The following is a 21,492-nucleotide window of genomic DNA, read 5'->3' on the forward strand; positions in this document are numbered from 1 at the left end:
GAGGATGCTAAGCTGTTCCTCGCAAGCTCGAACGAGGCGCTGACAGCATCGTAGCTGATAACGCGAGGACGACATGGAAGCCGGCATGGTCACGCCTGCGCCGGCACTGGTACGCTTTTCAGGCATTCAGAAGACCTACGATGGCGAGCACCTCGTGGTGAAGAACCTCGACCTCGAGATCAAGAAGGGCGAGTTCATTACCCTGCTCGGCCCGTCGGGCTCGGGCAAGACGACCACGCTGATGATGCTCGCTGGCTTCGAGGTTCCGACCCATGGCGAGATCTACCTCGCTGACCGGCCGATCAAGAACGTGCCGCCGCATAAGCGCGACATCGGCATGGTATTCCAGAACTATGCCTTGTTTCCGCATCTGACGATTGCGGAGAATATCGCCTTCCCGCTATCCGTTCGCAAAATCAAGAAGGCGGAAGCGCAGGAGCGCGTCGGCGCGGCGTTGCGCATGATCAAGATGGAAAGCCTGGCGCACCGACGGCCCGGGCAGTTGTCCGGCGGTCAGCAGCAACGCGTCGCACTGGCCCGTGCGCTGGTCTTCAATCCGCAACTCGTGCTGATGGACGAGCCCTTGGGCGCGCTGGACAAGCGCCTGCGGGAACAGATGCAGCTGGAGATCAAGCAACTTCACGAGACAATGGGCATCACGATCGTCTACGTGACCCACGATCAGAGTGAAGCGCTCACGATGTCGGATCGTATCGCCGTATTCAACGACGGCATTGTGCAGCAGATCGATACGCCCGACTCGCTTTACGAGAATCCGGTGAACAGCTTCGTCGCCCACTTCATCGGCGAGAACAATGTGCTGGCTGGCACTGTCGAAACGATCGAAAATGAATATTGCCGCGTCGCGTTGGCCGGTGGCGGCGCCGTGACCGCGCGGGCGGTCAATGTATCACGCGCAGGCGCATCGACTTCCCTGTCGGTGCGGCCGGAGCGGATCTCCATTGTCCCGGATGGCACCTCCAGTGACGGACCGAACCGCCTGCCGGCCAAGGTGCAGAGCACCATCTATCTCGGCGATCACGCGCTGGCTGTGCTCGATGTCGCCGGCAATTCGGAGTTCATGGTCAAGCTTCAGCCCGTGGCGCATCACAGTCTGAGACAAGGCGAAAGTGTGTCGATCACCTTTCGGCCGGAGGACTGCCTGGCCCTCGATCCCGTCTGATCCACCCTGCAGCCTTCATCCAAAACAAGCGGTCGGGCATCTCAATGCAACTCACATGAAGAAGGAACAAGGACCATGCTGAACCGCAAGATTGGCAAGATTGCCTTGGGTTTCGCCGCGGCGCTCACCGCCAGCGCCGCGCTGACGACAATGTCGCAGGCGCGTGACCTCACCGTCGTGTCGTGGGGTGGCGCATATCAGGATGCCCAGAAGAAAGTCTATTTCGAGCCTTTCAAGAAGGCGGCCGGGATTGCGATGAACGACGAGTCCTGGGACGGCGGCATCGGGGTGCTGCGCGCCAAGGTGCAGGGGGGCGCCGCCACATGGGATGTGGTCCAGGTCGAAAGCGACGAACTCGCGGTCGGCTGCGAGGAAGGCCTGTTCGAGAAGTTGGATTATTCCAGGATCGGCGGCGAGTCCGCCTATATCCCACCGGCGGTCAATCCCTGCGGCGTCGGCGCGATCCTTTATGATTTCGTTCTCGGCTACGACAAGGACAAGCTGAAGGAGGTGCCGAAAGGCTGGGCCGACTTCTTCGATACCAAGAAGATTCCCGGCAAACGCGCCTTGCGCCAGGGCCCGAAGACCACGCTGGAGATCGCTCTCATGGCCGACGGCGTCGCACCGAAGGACGTCTACAAGGTGCTGGCGACCGACGAGGGCATCGATCGCGCCTTCAAGAAGTTGGACACGATCAAGGGCGACCTCGTCTGGTGGAAAGCCGGCGCCCAGCCGCCGCAATTGCTCGCGTCCGGCGAGGTGGCGATGACCTCGGTCTACAATGGCCGCATCGACACCGCGAACAAGAACGAGAAGAAGAACTTTGGCATGGTGTGGGACGGAGCGCTCTTCACTCTCGACAGCTGGGTCATCCTGAAGGGGAGCCCGAACAAGGACGCCGCCTACAAGTTCCTGGACTTCGTCGGCAAGGCGGAGAACCAATCAAAATTGTCGGAGAACATTGCTTACGGCACCTCGAACAAGGACGCAGCCGCGCGGCTACAGCCCGCCGTTCTGAAGGACCTGCCGACGGCGTCTGACAACATCAAGAACGCGGTCGAGATCAACGTTGCCTTCTGGCTCGAGAACATCGACCGCCTGACCGAGCGCTTCAACAAATGGGCGGCGAAGTAGCGCGCGGCGGCAACCGACTTACGCAGCAGGTAGAGGGTGCGTGGCGGACAACTCGCCCGTGGCGCATCCTTCGAGACGCCCGCCTTCGGCGGGCCCTCAGGATGAGGTCTGAGTCTGTGGCAGCGACCTTACAGGCACCTATGTCAATAAGCCTCATCCTGAGGAGACCGCGAAGCGGTCGTCTCGAAGGACAAGGCGCTTGCACCGGCCGCTCCAAAAGGCCACATGCGATTGACCTACCCAAATTAGCGAGGGATATCCGTTCAAAGGGGCTCTTGCCGTGACGGATGCGCTCCTGACCGGCGCCAATGCGTCGACCGAGGTGCCGCTCAAGCGCCGGCTGAGGCGTGCTGAGCGGACACGGCAGGTCAAGGCATTGGCGCTGGTGGCACCGCTTCTCGTCTTCCTGCTCTTCACGTTCGCCGGGCCCATCGTCGGCATGTTGTGGCGCTCGGTCGAGGACAGCGAGGTGCGCCAGGTCTTCCCCCACACGGTAGCTGCTCTGGCCAGTTGGGATGGCAGGGACCTGCCAGACGAAATGGCTTATGCGGCGCTGGCCAGCGACATCCTGGCGGCGCGCGCCTCCGGCACCATCGCCATTGCGGCCAAGCGGCTGAACTACGCATTGAATGGCTTCCGCACGATCCTGACCAGCACGGCACGCAATCTGAAGGCGGTGCCGGAGCCCGGCACGGCCAAGGAGACGCTGGGCAAGATCAATCCGGCCTGGCGCGAACGCGCCACCTGGACGACGATCAAGGACGCCAGCGGTCCGGTGACCGGCTTCTACCTTCTGGCGGCGCTCGACCTGACGCGAAACGCGGACGGCGCGATCGTCGCGGCCCCGCCGGATCAGGCCATTTACCGCGATGTTTTCGCCCGCACCTTCCTCATCAGCATCAGCGTCACGGCACTCTGCCTGATCCTCGGCTTCCCGGTCGCCTACCTGCTGGCGACGCTGCCGCCCGGCCGGTCGAACCTGCTGATGATCTTCGTCCTGCTACCGTTCTGGACTTCGCTTCTGGTCCGCACCTGCGCCTGGATCGTGCTGTTGCAGAGCAAGGGCGTCGTGAACGACAGCCTGCACTGGATTGGCATCATCGACGAGCCGTTGCGCCTGATCTACAACCGCTTCGGTGTCTGCGTGGCGATGACCCACGTTCTCCTGCCGTTCATGATCCTGCCGCTGTACAGCAGCATGAAGGCGATCTCGCCTGCTTACATGCGTGCCGCCGCTTCGCTTGGTGCGCCACCGCTGACCGCTTTCCTGCGCATCTACCTGCCGCAGACCCTGCCCGGCATCGGCGCGGGAAGCCTGCTCGTCTTCATCCTGGCGCTCGGCTATTACATCACGCCGGCCCTCGTCGGCGGCGCCGCCGATCAGATGATCAGCTACTTCATCGCGCTCTACACGACCGAGACGGCCAATTGGGGCCTTGCCTCGGCGTTGGGCGCGGTGCTGCTGCTGGTCACTCTTCTGCTCGCTCTCGTCTACGGAAAGCTGGTGCATGGCCAGCAGGTTACGGGAGGAATGAAGAATTGAGCGACAATTCCCTCCTCCGCACGACCAGCCAGCGCATCGCGTGGACCGCGACAATCATTGTCTCCACGCTGGTGTTCATCTTCCTGATCGCGCCAATCCTGGCGATCATGCCGCTGTCCTTCAGCTCAGGCTCCTACTTGACCTATCCGCTGCCCGGCCTCTCCTTGCGCTGGTACGACGATTTCATCAATTCGCCGCGCTGGATGAATTCGCTCAAGAACAGCATGATCATAGGCGTCGCTTCGACCGTGCTATCCATGGTGCTCGGCACATTGGCCGCCCTGGGACTGGCGCAGTGGAGGAGCCGGTTCAAGCCGCTCGTGCTGGCCTTCGTGCTGTCGCCGGTCGTGGTACCCGGCGTCATCACCGCGGTCGGCCTGTATTTCTTCTTCGCGCCGATCGGACTGACCGGCAGCTATCTCGGCTTGATCCTGGCCCATACGGCGCTGGCGACGCCGTTTGTGGTGATCACGGTCGGCGCGACGCTGCAAAGCTTCGACACCAACCTGGCGCGCGCCGCCGCCTCACTCGGCGCCTCGCCGCTTCAAGCGTTTCGCCGCGTGATCCTGCCGCTGATCCTGCCCGGCCTGGCGTCGGGTGCGCTGTTCGCCTTCGCGACCAGCTTTGATGAGGTGGTGATCGTGCTGTTCATGGCAGGTCCCGAGCAGCGCACCCTGCCGCGCGAGATGTTCGCCGGCATCCGCGAGAACATCAGTCCCACGATCACGGCAGCGGCGGTGGTGCTGACGGCGGTATCGGTCATCCTCCTCGCTACCCTGGAAGGCTTGCGTCGGCGCAACGAACGGCTCAAGAGCAGCAGCGCCTGACCGGCGTCGCCAAGCGATCTCGAAGAATTCCCTATTCCCCGCTCAGCCCCCGCCTTTTTGCATTCCGCTACGGCGCTCCTGGCTTAGCCGGCGGTGCCGATTGCGGCTAGAACAGGCGCGCAACAACACCCAAACAACAACACGCAGGGAGAAAGAACGTGCAAAAACTCATCGCCGCGGTCGCAGCGGGCTTCACGCTTGCCGCAACATGCAGCACCGCACAGGCCCAGATTTCCGATGACATCGTCAAGATCGGCGTGCTCACGGACATGTCGAGCCTCTATGCGGACGCGACCGGCAAGGGCTCGCTCGCCGCGGTCGAGATGGCGGTCGCTGATTACGGCGGCAAGGTTGCGGGCAAGCCGGTTCAGGTCGTCGCCGCCGATCACCAGAACAAGCCCGACGTCGGCGTCAACATCGCCCGCAACTGGTACGACAACGACAAGGTCGACGCGATCTTCGACGTGCCGACGTCCTCGGTGGCGCTGCCGGTCTCGGCGCTGACACGCGAGAAGAACAAGATCCACATCAATTCCGGCGGCGGCTCGTCCGACATCACCGGCACCGCCTGCTCGCCCAACACGGTGCACTGGACCTACGACACCTATGCGCTGTCGAACGTCGCCGGCAAGGCGATGGTCAAGCGCGGCGAGGACAGCTGGTTCTTCGTCACCGCCGACTACGCCTTCGGCATGGCGCTCCAGCGCGACGCCGCCAACGTGGTGAAGGAGAGCGGCGGCAAGGTGCTCGGCGAGGTCCGCCATCCGCTCAACTCGTCGGACTTCTCCTCCTTCCTGCTCCAGGCCCAGGCCTCCAAGGCCAAGGTGGTCGCGCTGGCGAATGCCGGCGGCGACACCACCAACGCCTTGAAGCAGGCTTCCGAGTTCGGCCTGACCCAGGGCGGCCAGAAAATGATCGCGCTGTTGCAGGAGATCACCGACACGCATTCGCTCGGCATCAAGGCGACCCAAGGCCTGATCGTCACCGACGCCTTCTACTGGGACATGAACGAGGAGACGCGCGCCTTTTCCAAGCGCTTCAACGAGAAGGTCGGCCACATGCCGACGATGATCCAGGCCGGCCTCTACTCGGCAGCCATGCACTATTTGAAGGCGATCGACGCCATCAAGTCCGACGAGGCGCCGAAGGTGATGGAGGAGATGCGCAAGACACCGATCAACGACTTCTTCGCCAAAGGTGGCAAGATCCGCATCGACGGCCGCATGGTCCACGACATGTATCTGTTCGAGGTCAAGAAGCCCGAGGAATCCAAGGGCGAGTGGGACCTCTACAAGCTGATCGCCACCGTGCCCGGCGACGAGGCTTTCCGTCCGCTCGACAAGGGCGGCTGCCCTCTGGTGAAGGGGCATTGAACTGCGTCGTCATACGCAAGTTCGCCGCAATGACGAAAAGACACGACAGCGCGCCCGGGAAAACCGGGCGCGCTTCGTTGAGGCGTTTAGAAGTTCATTACTCCGTGTACTTGAACTCCGGCATGTTCTTCAGCTCGTCCTTGCTGGCGTTGAACACGGCGTGGTCCGGATACCATTTCGACGCCGACGAGGTCGTGGTCGTCGCGGTCTTGTCGGTGCCGGTGGCTGCGCCAGTCGTCGTGGTCGCAGCCGGCCGGCCGGGCGGGTTGGTGGCTCCTGTGCCGGAGTAGGCGACGGCCTCGTTGACGAACTTCAGCTTCTCATAGGGCACCGCGACCAGATGCTCGCCCATGCCGAGGAAGCCGCCGACGCCGATCACGGCAATCTTGATGTTACCGCTCTTGTCCATCAAGAGGTCGTTGATCGAGCCGATGTTCTCGTTAGCCTCGTTATAGACCTTGACGCCCGACATTTTCGACACGCGCCACTGGTCGGACGCGCTCGTCGTCGTGGCGGCGGCCGCGGTCGGCGCCTTGTCGGTGGTGGCGGGCGGCGTTTGCGCGAACGCAGCGGTCGCGAGCAGTGCTGTGCCGGCAAGGCCGGCAACGATCGACTTCATCATGTTGTCCTCTCCTTCGACAGAAACCTTGTGCGGAGAAAACAGCGCTGATCACGCCCAGTTCCGTGCGGGCGGCAATTTCGTCGCGCGATGCGCGAGCCGAAAAGCGCCCAGGGCATGTTCCTGCGTCACCCAGGAACATATTGCGGCGCACCGTTCCGACGATCATGCGCGCCGGTCGACGTGCTGCTGGTCGAATCCGTCGTGGACGACGAATCCGCAGAAGCATCCTCCGGCGGGCAAGATGCTGGAGCCGTTCGTGCGCGGCGACGACGCCTCCACCATGGACGCGCCAACGGCTTCGGGCTTGGCCCGTCAATCGCGCTCGCCCATGGCCGCGAGTTGTCACTGCATGACCGCGAGCCGCATGGCTTGATCGTGCGGATGCAATTGCCGGTGTGGCAGGAGCCGCTGCTGGCGGCGTAGCTCAAGCCGCGAGCGGCGGGTGCTTGATGGCGTGCTCATCGAAGATCGCCACCGCCTCGAAGCGGTAGCCGCAGGCGTGGCAATTCCAGAGATAGGAAACGCGGCCTTCGCCCGGCTCGATCCAGTCCGGGAACGGAATCGGCGTGCCGCACTGTGCACAGGGGTTCTGCGTGGGAATGTCGTCGATGTCTCGCGGGGTCATGGACGTCCTCCCGAATGCTGTTTTGAAAGCGATTTTTGGGCGGAGACACGAATGGACAGACCAGCTGTCGCGTAAGGCGCTCTGCCAGCTCCAAGCTTAACGTGAGTTTGAGTCGTAAAAGCGACGGCCCAACGAAAATCGCCGAAGGCGGCGTTTCGCCACATCATCGCCGTGTTCCCACGGCCTAACCCGCATGGGTGCAGGTCCGTTCTGCCAAGGAATATTTCGATGAAAATTTTACGCGTTGCCGCGCTGCTCGCAACCGCACTGATTTTGCCGCAGGGCGCATTCGCCGGCCAAGCTGAATACGCCGAGATGGTCGCAGCCCATGCCCGCGCCAACGGCGTGCCGGAGGCGCTGGTCCACCGCGTGATCATGCGCGAGAGCCGCTATCAGCCCGGCCTGGTCGGCCGCGGCGGCACCATCGGGCTGATGCAGATCAAGCTCGCGACCGCCCGCGGCGTCGGCTACACCGGCGATGCCGCAGGCCTGCGCGATCCCAACACCAACCTCACCTATGCGGTCAAATATCTCGCCGGCGCCTATCGCGCTGCCAACGGCGACCATGCCCGAGCCGTGCGTTATTTCGCGGGCGGCTATTACTATGCGGCAAAGCGGCAGCGGCAGGAGGCCGTGCAGGTCGCCACTATGGGCACGACCAATATGGGCGAGACCAATTTTGGCGAGACCAATTTGGGCGAGACTTGGCTCGAGCCGAACGGCAACCCGCAGCCGATGCTCGGCGCCACGCCGCCCAGGAAGCTCGTCCAGCGCGTCCGCAACGCCCGGGCGCAAGTTCCTCACTAGAGATCGTCATTCCGGGGCGGTCCGCAGGACCGAACCCGGAATCTCGAGATTCTCAGGTGCGCAATTGCGCACCATAGTTCGATGCTTTGCATCGCCCCGGAATGACGGCCGTGTGGCTTAACGCGTTGACACCGCCCGTCACTGGCATACATTAGAGCCGTTCCGAGGGGTGCTCCGAGGAGGAGCTGAGATACCGCTAAATGGGCAATACCGCCCAGGACCGCGGTGACCCTTTGAACCTGATCCGGGTCATGCCGGCGAAGGGACAGGGATGTTGCAGACCACCAAGCGACCGGATTCACCGGTATCCATCATCGGCGCAGGCATCGCAGGCGCCTGGCAGGCCTTGCTGTTCGCGCAGGCCGGCCATGTCGTGACGTTACACGAGCGTGGTGACGCCGCCATGACCGATGCCACCAGCCATTGGGCCGGCGGCATGCTCGCGCCCTATTGCGAGGCGGAGGTGGCCGAGCCCATCGTCAGCCGCCTCGGCCTGCGCTCGCTCGAGATCTGGCGCCGCGAATTGCCGGAAACGCCGTTCAACGGCTCGCTCGTCGTCGCCCATCCCCGCGAGCGCAACGATTTCGAGCGCTTTGCCCGCATGACGGAGGGTCACGAGCGGCTCGATGCGGCCGGTCTTGCCGCGCTGGAGCCGTCGCTGGAGGGCCGCTTCCGCGAAGCCCTGTTCTTCCCGAGCGAGGGCCACGTCGAGCCGCGCCGCGTGCTGCCGAAATTGCACGAGCGCATCCGCGCCGCCGGCGGCACCATCAAGTTCGAAAGCCGCGTCAGCGCCGCCGAGCTCGATGGCATCGTGATCGACTGCCGCGGCCTTTCCGCGCGCGACGAGCAGCCCGAGCTGCGCGGCGTCAAGGGCGAGATGATCCTGATCGAGACGGACGAGGTGCACCTTGCGCGTCCGGTGCGATTGATCCATCCGCGCTGGCCGCTCTATGTCATCCCGCGCGAGGACAATCTGTTCATGCTGGGCGCGACCTCGATCGAGGCTGAGGACACCGGCGTCAGCGTGCGCTCGGCGCTCGAGCTGCTCGGCGCGGCCTATGCGGTGCATCCTGCCTTCGGCGAAGCCCGCATCGTCGAGTTCGGCTCGGGCCTGCGCCCCGCTTTTCCCGACAATTTGCCGCGCATCGGCATTCGGGGCGAGAAGATCGCCGTCAATGGCCTCTACCGCCACGGCTTCCTGCTCGCGCCGGCGCTCGCCGAGCTGACACTTGCCTATGTCCAGCGCGGCCAGATCGACAATGAGGTGATGCAGTGCGGGTGATCGTCAACGGTGAGCAGCGCGAAGTGAGCTCGGCCAGCGTCGACGCGCTGCTCACCGAGCTCGACTACGAGGGCACCCATTTCGCCATCGCGCTCAATTACGACGTCGTGCCGAAAAGCCGCTGGGCGGAGACGCAGCTGAAAGCCGGCGACGAGATCGAGATCATCACGCCGCGGCAGGGAGGGTGATGTGATGCAGGCGAGCTCTCTTCACGACGACGGCTCTTTTTGGCTCGTCATTCCGGGGCACGCGAAGCGTGAACCCGGAATCTCGCGCCGCAACTTCGAGATTCCGGATCGGACCGCGTCCCGCGGCCCGTCCGGAATGACGGGGAATTCATCATGGTGACCTTCTACGGCAAGACCTTCGCCTCGCGCCTGCTGATCGGCAGCGCGCTCTATCCCTCGCCCGCGATCATGCAGGCCGCGATCCGCGCCTCCGGCGCGAGCATTGTCACCGTGTCGCTGCGCCGCGAATCCGCCGGCGGCAAGACCGGAGACGCGTTCTGGAAGCTGATCCGCGAGCTTGACGTCACCGTGCTGCCGAACACCGCCGGTTGCCGCAGCGTGCGCGAGGCGGTGACGACGGCAAAACTCGCCCGCGAATTGTTCGGCACGTCCTGGATCAAGCTCGAAGTGATCGCCGATAACGACACGCTGCAGCCCGACGTCGTCGGCCTGGTCGAGGCCGCCAGCATCCTGATCAAGGACGGCTTTGAGGTGTTCCCCTATTGCACCGAGGATCTCTCGGTCGCCAACCGCCTGGTCGATGCCGGCTGCAAGGTGGTAATGCCATGGGCAGCCCCCATCGGCTCGGCCCGCGGCATCACCAACCGCGACGCGCTGAAACTGCTGCGCGAGCGGCTGCCCGACACCACGCTGGTGGTTGACGCCGGCTTAGGGGCGCCCTCCCACGCGGCCCACGCACTGGAGCTCGGCTACGATGCCGTGCTGCTCAACACCGCGATCGCAAAGGCCGCCGACCCGGTTGCGATGGCCAACGCCTTCCGTCTCGGCGTCGAGGCCGGCCGCACCGCTTACGAAGCCGGGCTGATGGACGCCCGCGACTTCGCCTCCCCCTCCACCCCTGTCGTTGGGACCCCGTTCTGGCATGCCGTATCCTGATCCTTTCTATCCCGTCGTCGACAGCCTCACATGGGTCGAGCGCCTGACGAAACTCGGCGTCGGCACCATCCAGCTGCGCGCGAAAGAGCTGAACGATGCCGACGCGCTGCAGATCGTCACCGATGCGCTGGCGATCACCAAGGACACGCAGGCCAAGCTGGTCGTGAACGACTATTGGCGCGCCGCGGTCGTCGCCGGCGCAAAATATCTGCATCTCGGCCAGGAGGATCTGGCGGATGCCGATCTCAAGGCCATCCGCGAGGCCGGGCTGTCGCTCGGCATCTCCACCCATGACGACGACGAGCTTGCGACCGCGCTCAAAGCCAAACCCGACTACGTCGCGCTCGGCCCGATCTTCTTCACCACGCTGAAATCGATGCGCTTCGAGCCGCAGGGCATTCCAAAAATCACCGAATGGAAAAAGCGCATCGGCGATATTCCGCTGGTCGCGATCGGCGGCATCAAGTTCGAGCACGCCGCGGAGATTTTTGCCGCAGGCGCGGATTCCATCGCCGTGGTTTCCGACGTCACGCAAAATCCCGACCCGGATGCGCGCGTGCGGCAATGGCTCGACCTGTCGAAGGAGGCTGCGTGATGATCGCTCCGCTCTCACCACCCGTCATTGCGAGCGAAGCGAAGCAATCCAGGAACTTTCCGCGAAGGCGGTCTGGATTGCTTCGTCGCAAGGGCTCCTCGCAATGACGGAGCAAGAATTCACCGCAGTCGCGCCAACGCACGCAGAACAGAATTAACCGGAGAATCCCCATGAACATCCGTTCCAACCCCGACAAGACCGTCCCCGCCGTCACCACCGGTCCCCTTCCCTCCTCGCGAAAAATCTTCGCGACGCCCGACGCCGCGCCCGACCTGCGCGTGCCCCTGCGCGAGATCATCCTCTCCGAAGGCGCCGGCGAGCCGAACCTGCCGGTCTACGACACCTCGGGTCCCTACACCGACCCGAGCGTGACCATCGACGTCAACGCCGGCCTTGCGCGCAACCGCAAGCAATGGGTGCTGGAGCGCGGCGGCGTCGAAGAATATGACGGGCGCCAGATCAAGCCGGAGGACAATGGCAGCGTCTCCACCGACAAGGCCGCGCGCGCCTTCTCGGCCTATCACAAGCCGCTGCGCGGCCTTCCCGGCCACAAGATCACGCAGCTCGAATTCGCCCGCGCCGGCATCATCACCAAGGAGATGATCTACGTCGCCGCCCGCGAAAATCTCGGGCGCAAACAACAGCTCGAGCGCGCGGACGCCGCGCTCGCCGACGGCGAGAGCTTTGGCGCATCGGTGCCCGCCTTCATCACGCCGGAGTTCGTGCGCGACGAGATCGCGCGCGGCCGCGCCATCATCCCCTGCAACATCAACCATTCCGAGCTCGAGCCGATGATAATCGGCCGCAACTTCCTGACCAAGATCAACGCCAATATCGGCAACTCGGCGGTGACCTCTTCGGTCGAGGAAGAGGTCGAGAAGATGGTGTGGGCGATCCGCTGGGGCGCCGACACCGTGATGGACCTCTCGACCGGACGCAACATCCACACCACGCGCGAATGGATCTTGCGCAACTCGCCGGTGCCGATCGGCACCGTGCCGATCTACCAGGCGCTGGAGAAGTGCAATGGCGATCCGGTCAAGCTGACCTGGGAGCTCTACAAGGACACCTTGATCGAGCAGTGCGAGCAGGGCGTCGACTATTTCACCATCCACGCCGGCGTGCGCCTGCAATACATCCATCTCACCGCCAGCCGCGTCACCGGCATCGTCAGCCGCGGCGGCTCGATCATGGCGAAGTGGTGCCTGGCGCACCACAAGGAGAGCTTCCTCTACACGCATTTCGACGAAATCTGCGACCTCATGCGCAAATATGACGTCTCGTTCTCGCTCGGCGACGGCCTGCGGCCCGGCTCGATCGCGGATGCCAATGACCGGGCGCAGTTTGCCGAGTTGGAGACGCTCGGCGAACTGACGAAAATCGCGTGGGACAAGGGCTGCCAGGTCATGATCGAAGGCCCCGGCCACGTGCCGATGCACAAGATCAAGATCAACATGGACAAGCAGCTCAAGGAGTGCGGCGAGGCGCCATTCTACACGCTTGGACCGCTGACCACCGACATCGCGCCGGGCTACGACCACATCACTTCAGGCATCGGCGCTGCCATGATCGGCTGGTTCGGCTGCGCCATGCTGTGCTACGTCACGCCGAAGGAGCATCTCGGCCTGCCCGATCGCAACGACGTCAAGACCGGCGTCATCACCTACAAGATCGCCGCCCACGCGGCCGACCTCGCCAAGGGCCACCCCGCCGCGCAACTGCGCGACGACGCCCTCTCCCGTGCGAGGTTCGAATTCCGCTGGACCGACCAGTTCAACCTCGGCCTCGATCCGGACACCGCAAAGAGCTTCCACGACGAGACCCTGCCCAAGGAAGCCCACAAGGTCGCCCATTTCTGCTCGATGTGCGGCCCAAAATTCTGCTCGATGAAGATCACGCAGGACGTGCGGGATTATGCAGCGACGCTGAACGATCCGAACAGCGTGGGGATGTCGATGGCCGGCACGGTCGAAGACGGCATGGCGAAGATGAGCGAGAAGTTCAAGGAGATGGGATCGAGCGTGTATCTGGATGCGGAGAAGGTGAAGGAGAGTAATCGGGTGTTGTAATTCTCCGCTCGTTATGCGCGGGCTTGCTCGAGCATCCATCAGGAGCGAGAAGCCGGGCGAAAGCTCGGCTTCTTTTTAGAGCGCAGCGTAGCCAGGGTGACGTCCGGGATTGACAGCGGCCCGGATGTCGCTGACGCTCTGTGCAACGCTAAGGTTGGTCGATTTGCCCACCCCTACCCTCCACCGCCTCCCCGACCAGCTCCGTCCCAATCTCCGCCTCGTCTTCGTCGGCACCGCCGCCTCGACGCGCTCGGCTGAACTCGGGCACTACTACGCCCATCCCGGCAACCGCTTCTGGCGCGCCATCCATGAGGCCGCGATCACGCCGCGGCGCTATCAGCCGAGCGAGTTCGCATCGCTGCTCGCGCTCGGGATCGGCTTCACCGATCTCTCCAAGTCGGGCGCCGGGATGGATCACCAGATCGCGGCGGAGACGATCGACGTGCCGGGCTTCAGGGCCAAGATCGAAAAGTATCGGCCGCGGACGATTGCGTTCACGAGCAAGAAGGCGGCGAGCTTGTTTTATGGCCGGCCGTCGGCTGCGATTGCGCTGGGGCGACAACCGCGCGATGCCAGCCTGCCGGAGGTCTTCGTGCTTCCCTCGCCGTCCGGTGCGGCGTCCGGGCATTGGACGATCGAGCCGTGGCGCGAGCTGGCGGCGTGGATCGATCGCGCGCACTGAATAGTTTCCTCGCGGAACGCCTCCGCTCTCGTGTCCCGGGCAAGCGGAGCGCAGACCCGGGACCCAGAGGCTCCGGTACGGATCCGCCATGGGCCCCGGCTCTGCAGCGCATCACGCCGCAAAAAGCGGCGCGCTGCACCGCGTCCGGGGCACGCCGCCACTCGCCTTGCGCTAGCCTGTCGGAAACTGCGTCGGTCGTTCGTCCTCTGGAAACAGACCACCCCGGAGCCTACGCATGCCGCCCACCATCACCGCCTTCGAAAACTCCCCCGACCGCGGCCGGGGGCAGGCGCGCGACATGCGGGTGCGCTGGGCGCTGGAGGAGGTCGGCCAGCCCTACGATGTGCGTCTTGTTTCATTCGAGGCGATGAAGGCACCGGCGCACCTTGCGCTGCATCCGTTCGGGCAGATCCCGACCTATGAGGACGGCGATCTCGCGCTGTTCGAGTCCGGCGCGATCGTACTCCATATCGCCGAGCGCCACGATGGCTTGCTGCCGAAGGATGCGAATGCGCGGAGCCGTGCGATCGCGTGGATGTTTGCCGCACTCAGCACGGTGGAGCCGCCGATCGTCGAGCTCGCCATGGCGATGCTGTTCGAGCGCGACAAGAGCTGGTACGCGGAGCGCCTGCCCATGCTCCAGGACCGGGTCCGTGTCAGGCTCGGCGAATTGTCCCGCCACCTCGGCAGTGCCGACTGGCTCGACGGCACGTTCAGCGCCGGCGATCTCATGATGGTGACGGTGCTGCGCAGGCTGAACACATCGGGCTTACTCGACGAATATCCTGCCGTTGCCGCCTATGTCGGCCGCGGCGAAGCGCGGCCGGCTTTCAGGCGGGCGTTCGATGCGCAGCTTGCGGTGTTCAACGCTGCGTCGCGACCGTAGGGTGGGCAAAGCGAAAGCGTGCCACCAACTGTTTTGTATTGTGCTGACACCAATGGTGGGCTCGGCGCTTGCGCGCCTTCCACCCTACGGCACCTCGCCTACCGCATCGTGATCGCAAGCCCGCTGAGATCTGCATTCGCCATCAACCCGACCTGCTGGCCGGTCAATTCCAGCACCGCGCCCTTCTGGTTTGTCAGCACGATGGCACGGGCGCCGCGGCCGACGGCAAGGCCGGCACCGGCGGCGCCGTAGACGCCAGCCACATCCGAGGGACGGTTGATGTTGGAGACCCGGCCGCGCAGTACGGTTTTCGAGCCGCCGAACACGAGGCCGTAATCGAGGCCGCCGGTGGAGAGCCCATAGGTGCGGCCGCGGAAGCTGAGCGCGCCGCTGCCGCCCGAGCCGCCGATGATCCAGCCCGCCTTGTAGATCGTCAGCGTCACGAAGCCGCTGTCGGCCCGTGCCGCAGTCGCGAGGCCGGCCAGGGCGATGATGGCGACCAGCGCGGCGCGGAAGGTGGATGCGAACTTCATGGGTGTCTCCGGGGGGCTATTTTTCAGGGGGATCGAATCAGACGCAGCGAATCTATCCGATCGATCGCGGCGGCAACATGATGGGAGCAGACGTGACGTGCAAGATGCAGCATCCAACTGTCATCGCCCGCGCAGGCGGGCGATCCAGTATTCCAGAAGCGGTCATGGTTGAGCCGAGAGGCCGCGGCGGCCGCCGAAGCTTTAGCGAAGGCGGCAAGCCGGGGCATGACGGTGGAGTTTGAAGCTACAGGGCATTGTCGCCATGATGCCATTCTGCCAGTGTTTTGCCCGACGGGTCAACGATTATTTCGGACTTCCCGAATACATTGACACGTCTCGGCTTTTCTACTGTGCATGGGGTTGTTTTCGCATATTTTGTTTTGAGCGGCCCCGGCCTGCCGCTACGCTCGTGAAACACGAGAAAACCGACCGAGGTGATCCATGCCGATTCAGCATTTCGCGCCCCCGCCGCACGTCAAGGCGCCGCCGCTGTCCTTTGCCACGCGCGTCGGCGACCTCCTGTTCGTCTCCGGCATTCCCGGCTTCGATGCCAATGGCACGCTGCCCGATGGGTTCGAGGCGCAGTTCGCCAACGTCGTCGTCAACATCAGACGCGTGCTCGACGAGGCCGGCGCGACCATCCGCGACCTCGCCAAGGTCAACGTGCTCTTGACCCGCGCCGCGGACGTTGCCGCCATGAACGCGCTCTATGCCGGCGCCTTCGGCCCGCCGCCCTACCCCGCGCGCACAACTTGCGTGGTGCAGGCGCTGCCCGATCCGAAGATGCTGATCGAGATCGAAGCGGTGGCATCGCTGTCGAAGTGAGCCGCACGAAGTGCGTGTGACTTGCCGGGCACGCGGCCAAACCAAATGCCCGGCGCTGTCTGACATGTCCGTGAACGGCCGCTCCCCGGCTTGCCAAGAACCTGCTTTTACCGCACGAATTTTCGCGTCACACACTTCCCCCACAAGGAGATACTTCATGCGTCGCGCACTCGCGCTCTGTGCCGTTGCCGGCATCGCTTCTTCCGTGTTCGCCGTGCCCGCTTCGGCGAAGGCCGGCTATTACGTGATCCGGTGGGACAACACCGGCATCTGCCAGGTCTGGAACGAGGACCTGCAATACAAGCCGTTCCAGTTCGGCGTGTCGACCTACAAGGTCGTCAGCAAGCCGCTCCCGACCTTCCAGGCCGCCTCCGACCTCCAGATCAAGCTGCGCTCGGAGCGCCGCTGCACGCTCTGAAGCTGACGCAACGGACCGGGCTTGAAGGGCGGATCGCAGGAGCGATTCGCTCTTTTCTTTTCGGAAGAGGCTCACGTTTTCCGGGCCAAATTCACGCATTTTCCCGCGTGTCCGCTTTGAACCCGATCGGCCGGCGGACCTACTCACATCTTGTCCGGGGCGTATGCCAAAAACGTCCCGCACCGCCCCTCCCCGTCATTGTCGGGAGGCGCATCCCATCTTTCATTTGAGGAGCTGATCATGCATCGTATTTCCGTGCTCTGCGCTGCCGTCGGTCTTGCCGTCACTGCGTTCGTCGCTGCGAGCCCTGCCGAGGCCGGCTATCACCTGATCCGCTGGCAGGACACCGGCTTCTGCCAGATCTGGGACGAGAGCATCCCGACCATGCCCTGGCCTTCCGACTATGCCCGCGTCAGCGCGACCGTCCCGACGTTCGGCGATGCGTTGATGGTGAAAGATCAGGCGCTCAGGAACGGCCATTGCACCTGGTAACGATTCGATCGGCGGACGAAGAGCCGTGCAAGGACGCCAGCGTTCTTGCCCGGCCGTTTTTTTTTGCGTGAACGTGAGCTGACCCGCTCTCACGCGTCCTTGTGTGCACCCGGATGAATCAGGATGTCGCGCGCGGCGGCGAGGTCGATGAAGGCTTGCGCGCTGCCGCCATGGTCGGGATGCATGCCCTTGGCAGCGCGGCGATAGGCCCGGTTGATATCGTCGCAAGTGAGCTGCACGGCGAGCGGCAGGCCGAGAACCTTGCGGGCGCGATCCTCGCTCGACAGCTTCTTCGGCATGGCATTGCGGCGACCGAAGCGCGGCGCGGTCAGATCATGAATGACATCGAGGACCACACCGACGCGGCGCTGGGCCGCCAGCGTGACGCTGTGATCGTCGTTGTCCGCGGCCTGGCGCAGCACCGGCAGCGCCTGCTCCGCCGCCCGGCGCAGCGTGACGTCGCTGCTCATCCGCGCGATCTCGGTCACCAAGCGGCCCGCCTCGGCCCAATCGGCAGACTGCGCCGACCGCAGGCGCTCGAGCGCCAGTTTCCAGGATTCAAGCCGTTCCATCATGCGCGCAACGTTTAGCAATCAAGATCAGTATGCCAAGGCCGCCGTTTCCGACCCCTTAATTTCGAGTTAGCTTTTCGTGAAACTTCGCAAAGAAATCGGGAGGAAACTGTCATGGCATTGCTCGCAAACCACATCGCCGTGGTCACCGGCGCCGGTTCCGGCATCGGCCGGGCGATTGCGGCCGGCTACGCGCGGGAAGGCGCGCAAGTGGTGCTGCTCGACGTCAATGCCGACACGGTGGCGGAGTCCGCCCAGGAGATCCGCAAAGCTGGGGGCAAGGCCGAGAGCTTTGCGCTGGACGTGACCAGGCGCGAGGATTGCTTCGCGCTGGCACAGCAAATCGCCGACAAGGTCGGGCAGGTCTCGATCCTCGTCAACAATGCCGGCATCACCCGCCGCAACGCCTTCACCGCCGAGACGGAGACGGTGGCGAAGGATTGGAACGACATTATCTCACTCAATCTCAACGGCGTCTTCAACATGACGCAGGCGTTCCTCGCGCCCTTGCGCGCGAGCAAGGGCCGCATCGTCAATATCGGTTCGATCCAGTCCTTCGTGCATCTGCGCACGCCGAGCTCGGCGGCCTATACCACCTCGAAACACGGCGTGCTCGGCTTCACCAAGGCGCTCGCGGTCGAGCTCGGCAAGGAAGGCGTGCGCGTCAACGCGATCGGGCCCGGCTTCATCGAGACCAACATCAACGCCAATGTGCGCGCGACCAATCCGGCGCTGGTGCAGGCCTTCGTCGATCACACCCCGCTGGCGCGCACCGGCAAGCCCGAGGACATCGTGGGACCGGCAATCTTCTTGGCCTCGGATCTGTCGGCCTTTGTCACGGGAACGATCGTGATGGTGGACGGCGGATATCGGACGGTGTGAACGAGGGACCAAGCTGCATCCATATACGCGCTGTCACCGCCCGCGCAGGTGGGCGATCCAGTATTCCAGAGAGTCTGATGTCTCACGAGGTGCCGCGGGGTACGGGATCGTCCGCTTTCGCGGACGATGACACGGTGTGTGACGCGAGATCGACCCGCATCAGCTCCCATCCCGCGCCAATCGCGGCGGCTTCGCGGCATTGCTGAGGTCAATTGGTGCGATCGTCCACGGTTAACCTTTCGTTAACCAAACCCGACCACCGTACATCTACAGCTTGGGGGTCGTTTGTTCTCGATCCGCTTCCAATGATGGAAGCGGGCGTTGATCGGGGAGTATGTTGATGACCACTGTTCATGTCGCCGCGTCCCAGCCGGACGCGCAATTCCTTGCACCCAACCAGATCGTTCCGTTGCTGATCGGCGCGACCGTCGACGAAGTCGAGCGCGAGCTCGTGCTCCAGACCCTGGCGCGCTGCGACGGCAACCGCACGCGTGCCTCGCGCGTGCTCGGCCTGTCGGTGCGCACGCTGCGCAACAAGATCCGGCTCTATGCCGCCTCCGGAATCGACGTGCCCGCCTATCAGGATTAGTGCGCGGTGCCGATTGATGTTGGCCGATCCCGTGCGAGACGCGGGCGGAATTGCTGCTGTCGTCAAACGCCGCTAAGTAGCTTGCTTCCGTGACAGGGAGCAGCGGCGTGGCAGACGATCAGGGACGACGGCAGGGACCTCAGGGACCGCGCGGGCGGCAGGGTGAGCCGGGACGGCCGGGACCACAGGGTCATCCGGGCCGGCGCGGCCCCGACGGCGCGCGCGGCAAGCCGGGTCCGCAAGGCAAGCCGGGGCCGATCGGAAAGGCCGGACCGCCAGGCAAGCCTGGTCCGCAAGGCAAGCAAGGCGAAGCCGGTCCGCGCGGACCGGCCGGCGCGCAGGGGCCTGTCGGACCGCAGGGGCCGGCGGGGCCGCAAGGCCCGCGTGGCGAGGCCGGACCGCCCGGCCAATTGCCGTCGGTCGAACAGGTGCTGCCGTGGCTCGAGCAACTCTTCGACGCCTGGGACGAACGCCGCCGCCAGCGCGAGCATGAAGCCGCCGAGCGCGAGGCGCTGGAGGCCGCCGTGCAGGAGCCTGACGAGCCGATCGCCGATGACGGAAGCGACGACGGCGAAGACGAGGTCGATAGGAAAAAGAAGAAAAAGAAGAAGCACGGCAACAAGGGTTAGCAGACAGCCTATTCTTTGTTTTCGCGTCGCGGCAGCATGCCCATGCGCTCGAACTGCCAGCGCATGGCGCGATACCAGAGATAGCCCACTGCGGCGCCGCACAGGGCGAGGATGATCATGTTCATGCTCGAGAAGGAGCCGCCCCACCACATCATCCAGGCAGTCCACAGCACTGTGAGGACGATGGCACCTGCTTTCAGAGGAAGAAGGGGGCGGCTCATGATCCTGCTCCGGGCTGTCGAAATCCCGGCGGTCATCATCGCGCAGTAGGATTCTTGCTTCCGTGAGCCAGATCACGGAATGGGCTATCGGGAAAACCTATCCGAACCGCAGCCGCGAGCGCTCCTTTGCCTTTTCCGCCTCGACCTCGCGGTCGCGCGCCGGCGCATGGGTGTGCAGCGAGGCCAACAGCCGCCGCGCCGCCTCCGAGACTTCCGCCACCGCGCGTTCGAACACCTCCTCATTGGCCTGCGATGGCTTGTTGAAGCCGGACAGCTTTCGCACGAACTGGAGCGCGCTGGCGTGGATCTCGTCCTCCGTCGCCGGTGGTTCGAAGTTGAACAGCGTCTTGATGTTGCGGCACATGCAGTCTCTCCGGATATATCCCCAAGGACGGTTGGCAACGGCGAAATCCTACATCCTTCCCCGCACTTCTGTTAAGTTCCGCGGCAACGCGGCCGCCCAATACGTGCCGCATGGGGAGAGAAACATGAAAGCTTCTTGCGCGGCCTTGTCGGCCGTTCTGCTTTCCATCTCAACGTCAGCATGGGCAGCCGACTATCCGGCGCCCAACCAAGGCGACTGGATCGCCAGGGATTTCAAGTTCCACACCGGCGAGACCATGCCGGAGCTGAAGCTGCACTACACCACCGTCGGCGAGCCGAGCGGCCAGCCCGTGCTGGTGCTGCACGGAACAGGCGGCTCGGGCGCGAGCATGCTGGCGCCCGCCTTTGCCGGCGAGCTGTTCGGCCCAGGGCAACCGCTCGATGCCTCCAAATACTACATCATCATTCCCGACAGTATCGGCCATGGCAAATCATCAAAGCCGTCCGACGGCATGAAGACGAGCTTTCCGAAGTACAATTACGACGACATGGTCGAGGCGCAACATCGCCTGGTGACGGAGGGCCTCGGCGTCAAGCATCTGCGGCTCGTCATCGGCAATTCGATGGGCGGCATGCACACCTGGCTATGGGGAGAAAAATACCCGAGCGCGATGGACGCGCTGATCCCGATGGCCTCGCAGCCGACCGAGATGGCCTCCCGCAACTGGATGCTGCGGCGGATCATGCTCGACACCATCCGCAACGATCCCGATTACAATGGCGGCAATTACACCAGCCAGCCGCGCATGATGAAATACGCCATCACGGCCTATGGCATCGCCAGCATCGGCGGCACGCTGGCCTATCAGCAGCAGGCGCCGACAGCAGCGAAGGCCGACAAGATCGTCGACGATCGGCTCGCGACGCCGATCACTGCGGATGCCAACGACTTCGTTTATCAGTGGGAATCCTCGCATGACTACAATCCCGGGGAGAAGCTGGAGCAAATCGAAGCCCCGCTGCTTCTGATCAATTCCGCCGACGACGAGCGCAACCCGCCCGAGACTGGCATTACGGACGCTGCGATGAAGCGGGTCAAGAACGGTCGGCTCTTCCTGATCCCAGCGAGCACTGAGACGCGCGGCCACGGCACCACTGGCAATGCGAAATTCTACAGCGAGCAGATCCGGCAATTTCTGCAGACGGCGCCGCAGCGGACGATGTAGGAGCGGCACACGCGCCGTCATCTCGCCAG

26 protein-coding genes, 1 pseudogene and 1 riboswitch are annotated in these 21,492 nt (G+C 64.0%); of the genes and pseudogenes, 21 read left to right on the plus strand and 6 right to left on the minus strand.

What is annotated here, in order from left to right; genetic code table 11:
* The first annotated feature begins 73 nt into the window (after positions 1–73).
* The 5 genes from IVB01_RS26110 (at position 74) to IVB01_RS26130 (ending at position 6,060) form a co-directional block, all read left to right on the plus strand.
* Entirely contained in the window at positions 74–1,183 is a 1,110-nt protein-coding gene (locus IVB01_RS26110; protein ID WP_247494983.1) for an ABC transporter ATP-binding protein, read from the plus strand.
* A gap of 75 nt (positions 1,184–1,258) precedes the next feature.
* Positions 1,259–2,317 (plus strand): ABC transporter substrate-binding protein, encoded by a 1,059-nt coding sequence (locus IVB01_RS26115; protein ID WP_247278431.1) that lies wholly within the window; start codon positions 1,259–1,261, stop codon positions 2,315–2,317.
* 280 nt (positions 2,318–2,597) lie between these two features.
* Positions 2,598–3,860 (plus strand): ABC transporter permease, encoded by a 1,263-nt coding sequence (locus tag IVB01_RS26120; RefSeq protein ID WP_247278430.1) that lies wholly within the window; start codon positions 2,598–2,600, stop codon positions 3,858–3,860.
* Positions 3,857–4,687, plus strand: a complete 831-nt coding sequence (locus tag IVB01_RS26125; protein ID WP_247278429.1) for an ABC transporter permease — start codon at positions 3,857–3,859, stop codon at positions 4,685–4,687. Before IVB01_RS26120 ends, IVB01_RS26125 begins: the two co-directional genes overlap by 4 nt.
* A gap of 158 nt (positions 4,688–4,845) precedes the next feature.
* Entirely contained in the window at positions 4,846–6,060 is a 1,215-nt protein-coding gene (locus IVB01_RS26130; RefSeq protein ID WP_247278428.1) for an ABC transporter substrate-binding protein, read from the plus strand.
* 97 nt (positions 6,061–6,157) lie between these two features.
* Here the strand turns inward: IVB01_RS26130 and IVB01_RS26135 are convergent, their stop codons facing one another.
* Positions 6,158–6,682, minus strand: a complete 525-nt coding sequence (locus IVB01_RS26135) for a PRC-barrel domain-containing protein (protein ID WP_247278427.1) — start codon at positions 6,680–6,682, stop codon at positions 6,158–6,160.
* A gap of 238 nt (positions 6,683–6,920) precedes the next feature.
* On the opposite strand from IVB01_RS26135, the pseudogene IVB01_RS26140 reads away from it, so the two are divergent.
* A pseudogene (locus tag IVB01_RS26140) lies at positions 6,921–7,105 on the plus strand (two-component sensor histidine kinase); the annotation flags it as partial.
* A gap of 1 nt (position 7,106) precedes the next feature.
* Here IVB01_RS26140 and IVB01_RS26145 read toward each other — a convergent pair.
* Positions 7,107–7,307 carry a hypothetical protein gene (locus tag IVB01_RS26145; RefSeq protein WP_247278426.1) on the minus strand — a complete coding sequence of 67 codons (201 nt, stop codon included), beginning with the start codon at positions 7,305–7,307 and terminating at the stop codon, positions 7,107–7,109.
* A gap of 228 nt (positions 7,308–7,535) precedes the next feature.
* On the opposite strand from IVB01_RS26145, the gene IVB01_RS26150 reads away from it, so the two are divergent.
* From IVB01_RS26150 to IVB01_RS26185, 8 genes are all read left to right on the plus strand, one after another.
* A complete protein-coding gene (locus IVB01_RS26150; RefSeq protein ID WP_247278425.1) occupies positions 7,536–8,114 on the plus strand; it encodes a lytic transglycosylase domain-containing protein in 579 nt (192 codons plus the stop codon).
* A 155-nt stretch (positions 8,115–8,269) separates the two neighbouring features.
* Positions 8,270–8,398, plus strand: a riboswitch (TPP riboswitch).
* Positions 8,386–9,396: an FAD-dependent oxidoreductase gene (locus IVB01_RS26155; RefSeq protein WP_247278424.1), complete on the plus strand. Its 1,011-nt coding sequence runs from the start codon at positions 8,386–8,388 to the stop codon at positions 9,394–9,396. (Overlaps the previous riboswitch by 13 nt.)
* The gene (thiS, locus tag IVB01_RS26160; RefSeq protein ID WP_247278423.1) at positions 9,387–9,584 is read left to right on the plus strand and encodes a sulfur carrier protein ThiS; all 198 of its coding nucleotides are present in this window, start codon (positions 9,387–9,389) and stop codon (positions 9,582–9,584) included. Before IVB01_RS26155 ends, thiS begins: the two co-directional genes overlap by 10 nt.
* Before the next feature lie 153 nt (positions 9,585–9,737).
* Positions 9,738–10,520: a thiazole synthase gene (locus IVB01_RS26165; RefSeq protein WP_247278422.1), complete on the plus strand. Its 783-nt coding sequence runs from the start codon at positions 9,738–9,740 to the stop codon at positions 10,518–10,520.
* On the plus strand, positions 10,507–11,115 hold the full coding sequence (locus tag IVB01_RS26170) for a thiamine phosphate synthase (RefSeq protein ID WP_247278421.1): 609 nt from the start codon (positions 10,507–10,509) through the stop codon (positions 11,113–11,115). The genes IVB01_RS26165 and IVB01_RS26170 overlap by 14 nt, the downstream gene beginning before the upstream one ends.
* Before the next feature lie 170 nt (positions 11,116–11,285).
* Positions 11,286–13,184 (plus strand): phosphomethylpyrimidine synthase ThiC, encoded by a 1,899-nt coding sequence (thiC, locus tag IVB01_RS26175; RefSeq protein WP_247278420.1) that lies wholly within the window; start codon positions 11,286–11,288, stop codon positions 13,182–13,184.
* A gap of 124 nt (positions 13,185–13,308) precedes the next feature.
* The gene (locus IVB01_RS26180; RefSeq protein WP_247278419.1) at positions 13,309–13,866 is read left to right on the plus strand and encodes a mismatch-specific DNA-glycosylase; all 558 of its coding nucleotides are present in this window, start codon (positions 13,309–13,311) and stop codon (positions 13,864–13,866) included.
* 235 nt (positions 13,867–14,101) lie between these two features.
* Complete coding sequence (locus tag IVB01_RS26185; RefSeq protein WP_247278418.1) at positions 14,102–14,752, plus strand: glutathione S-transferase family protein; 651 nt, start codon at positions 14,102–14,104, stop codon at positions 14,750–14,752.
* Positions 14,753–14,850: 98 nt separating this feature from the next.
* On the opposite strand, the gene IVB01_RS26190 is transcribed toward IVB01_RS26185, so the two are convergent.
* Positions 14,851–15,285 carry a hypothetical protein gene (locus IVB01_RS26190; RefSeq protein ID WP_247278417.1) on the minus strand — a complete coding sequence of 145 codons (435 nt, stop codon included), beginning with the start codon at positions 15,283–15,285 and terminating at the stop codon, positions 14,851–14,853.
* Positions 15,286–15,726: 441 nt separating this feature from the next.
* Between IVB01_RS26190 and IVB01_RS26195 the strand changes: the two genes are divergently transcribed.
* The 3 genes from IVB01_RS26195 to IVB01_RS26205 all read left to right on the plus strand — a co-directional run bounded on the left by IVB01_RS26195 (position 15,727) and on the right by IVB01_RS26205 (position 17,020).
* The gene (locus tag IVB01_RS26195; RefSeq protein ID WP_247278416.1) at positions 15,727–16,110 is read left to right on the plus strand and encodes a RidA family protein; all 384 of its coding nucleotides are present in this window, start codon (positions 15,727–15,729) and stop codon (positions 16,108–16,110) included.
* Between the two features lie 157 nt (positions 16,111–16,267).
* The gene (locus IVB01_RS26200) at positions 16,268–16,528 is read left to right on the plus strand and encodes a hypothetical protein (protein ID WP_247278415.1); all 261 of its coding nucleotides are present in this window, start codon (positions 16,268–16,270) and stop codon (positions 16,526–16,528) included.
* A gap of 240 nt (positions 16,529–16,768) precedes the next feature.
* The gene (locus tag IVB01_RS26205; RefSeq protein ID WP_247278414.1) at positions 16,769–17,020 is read left to right on the plus strand and encodes a hypothetical protein; all 252 of its coding nucleotides are present in this window, start codon (positions 16,769–16,771) and stop codon (positions 17,018–17,020) included.
* A gap of 89 nt (positions 17,021–17,109) precedes the next feature.
* Here the strand turns inward: IVB01_RS26205 and IVB01_RS26210 are convergent, their stop codons facing one another.
* A complete protein-coding gene (locus tag IVB01_RS26210; protein WP_247278413.1) occupies positions 17,110–17,595 on the minus strand; it encodes a J domain-containing protein in 486 nt (161 codons plus the stop codon).
* Positions 17,596–17,706: 111 nt separating this feature from the next.
* Between IVB01_RS26210 and fabG the strand changes: the two genes are divergently transcribed.
* From fabG to IVB01_RS26225, 3 genes are all read left to right on the plus strand, one after another.
* Entirely contained in the window at positions 17,707–18,474 is a 768-nt protein-coding gene (fabG, locus tag IVB01_RS26215) for a 3-oxoacyl-ACP reductase FabG (protein WP_247494984.1), read from the plus strand.
* Between the two features lie 340 nt (positions 18,475–18,814).
* Positions 18,815–19,063 carry a helix-turn-helix domain-containing protein gene (locus IVB01_RS26220; RefSeq protein WP_247278411.1) on the plus strand — a complete coding sequence of 83 codons (249 nt, stop codon included), beginning with the start codon at positions 18,815–18,817 and terminating at the stop codon, positions 19,061–19,063.
* A 107-nt stretch (positions 19,064–19,170) separates the two neighbouring features.
* A complete protein-coding gene (locus tag IVB01_RS26225; protein WP_247278410.1) occupies positions 19,171–19,692 on the plus strand; it encodes a collagen-like protein in 522 nt (173 codons plus the stop codon).
* 8 nt (positions 19,693–19,700) lie between these two features.
* Here IVB01_RS26225 and IVB01_RS26230 read toward each other — a convergent pair whose 3' ends face one another.
* Together IVB01_RS26230 and IVB01_RS26235 are read right to left on the minus strand one after the other, a co-directional pair.
* On the minus strand, positions 19,701–19,913 hold the full coding sequence (locus IVB01_RS26230; RefSeq protein WP_247278409.1) for a hypothetical protein: 213 nt from the start codon (positions 19,911–19,913) through the stop codon (positions 19,701–19,703).
* A gap of 97 nt (positions 19,914–20,010) precedes the next feature.
* The gene (locus tag IVB01_RS26235; RefSeq protein ID WP_247278408.1) at positions 20,011–20,277 is read right to left on the minus strand and encodes a DUF2277 domain-containing protein; all 267 of its coding nucleotides are present in this window, start codon (positions 20,275–20,277) and stop codon (positions 20,011–20,013) included.
* Positions 20,278–20,401: 124 nt separating this feature from the next.
* Here IVB01_RS26235 and IVB01_RS26240 point away from each other — a divergent pair, with 124 nt between their 5' ends.
* A complete protein-coding gene (locus IVB01_RS26240; RefSeq protein WP_247278407.1) occupies positions 20,402–21,463 on the plus strand; it encodes an alpha/beta fold hydrolase in 1,062 nt (353 codons plus the stop codon).
* Positions 21,464–21,492: the final 29 nt, after the last annotated feature.

The organism is Bradyrhizobium sp. 164 (genome assembly GCF_023073715.1).
GTDB lineage: Bacteria > Pseudomonadota > Alphaproteobacteria > Rhizobiales > Xanthobacteraceae > Bradyrhizobium.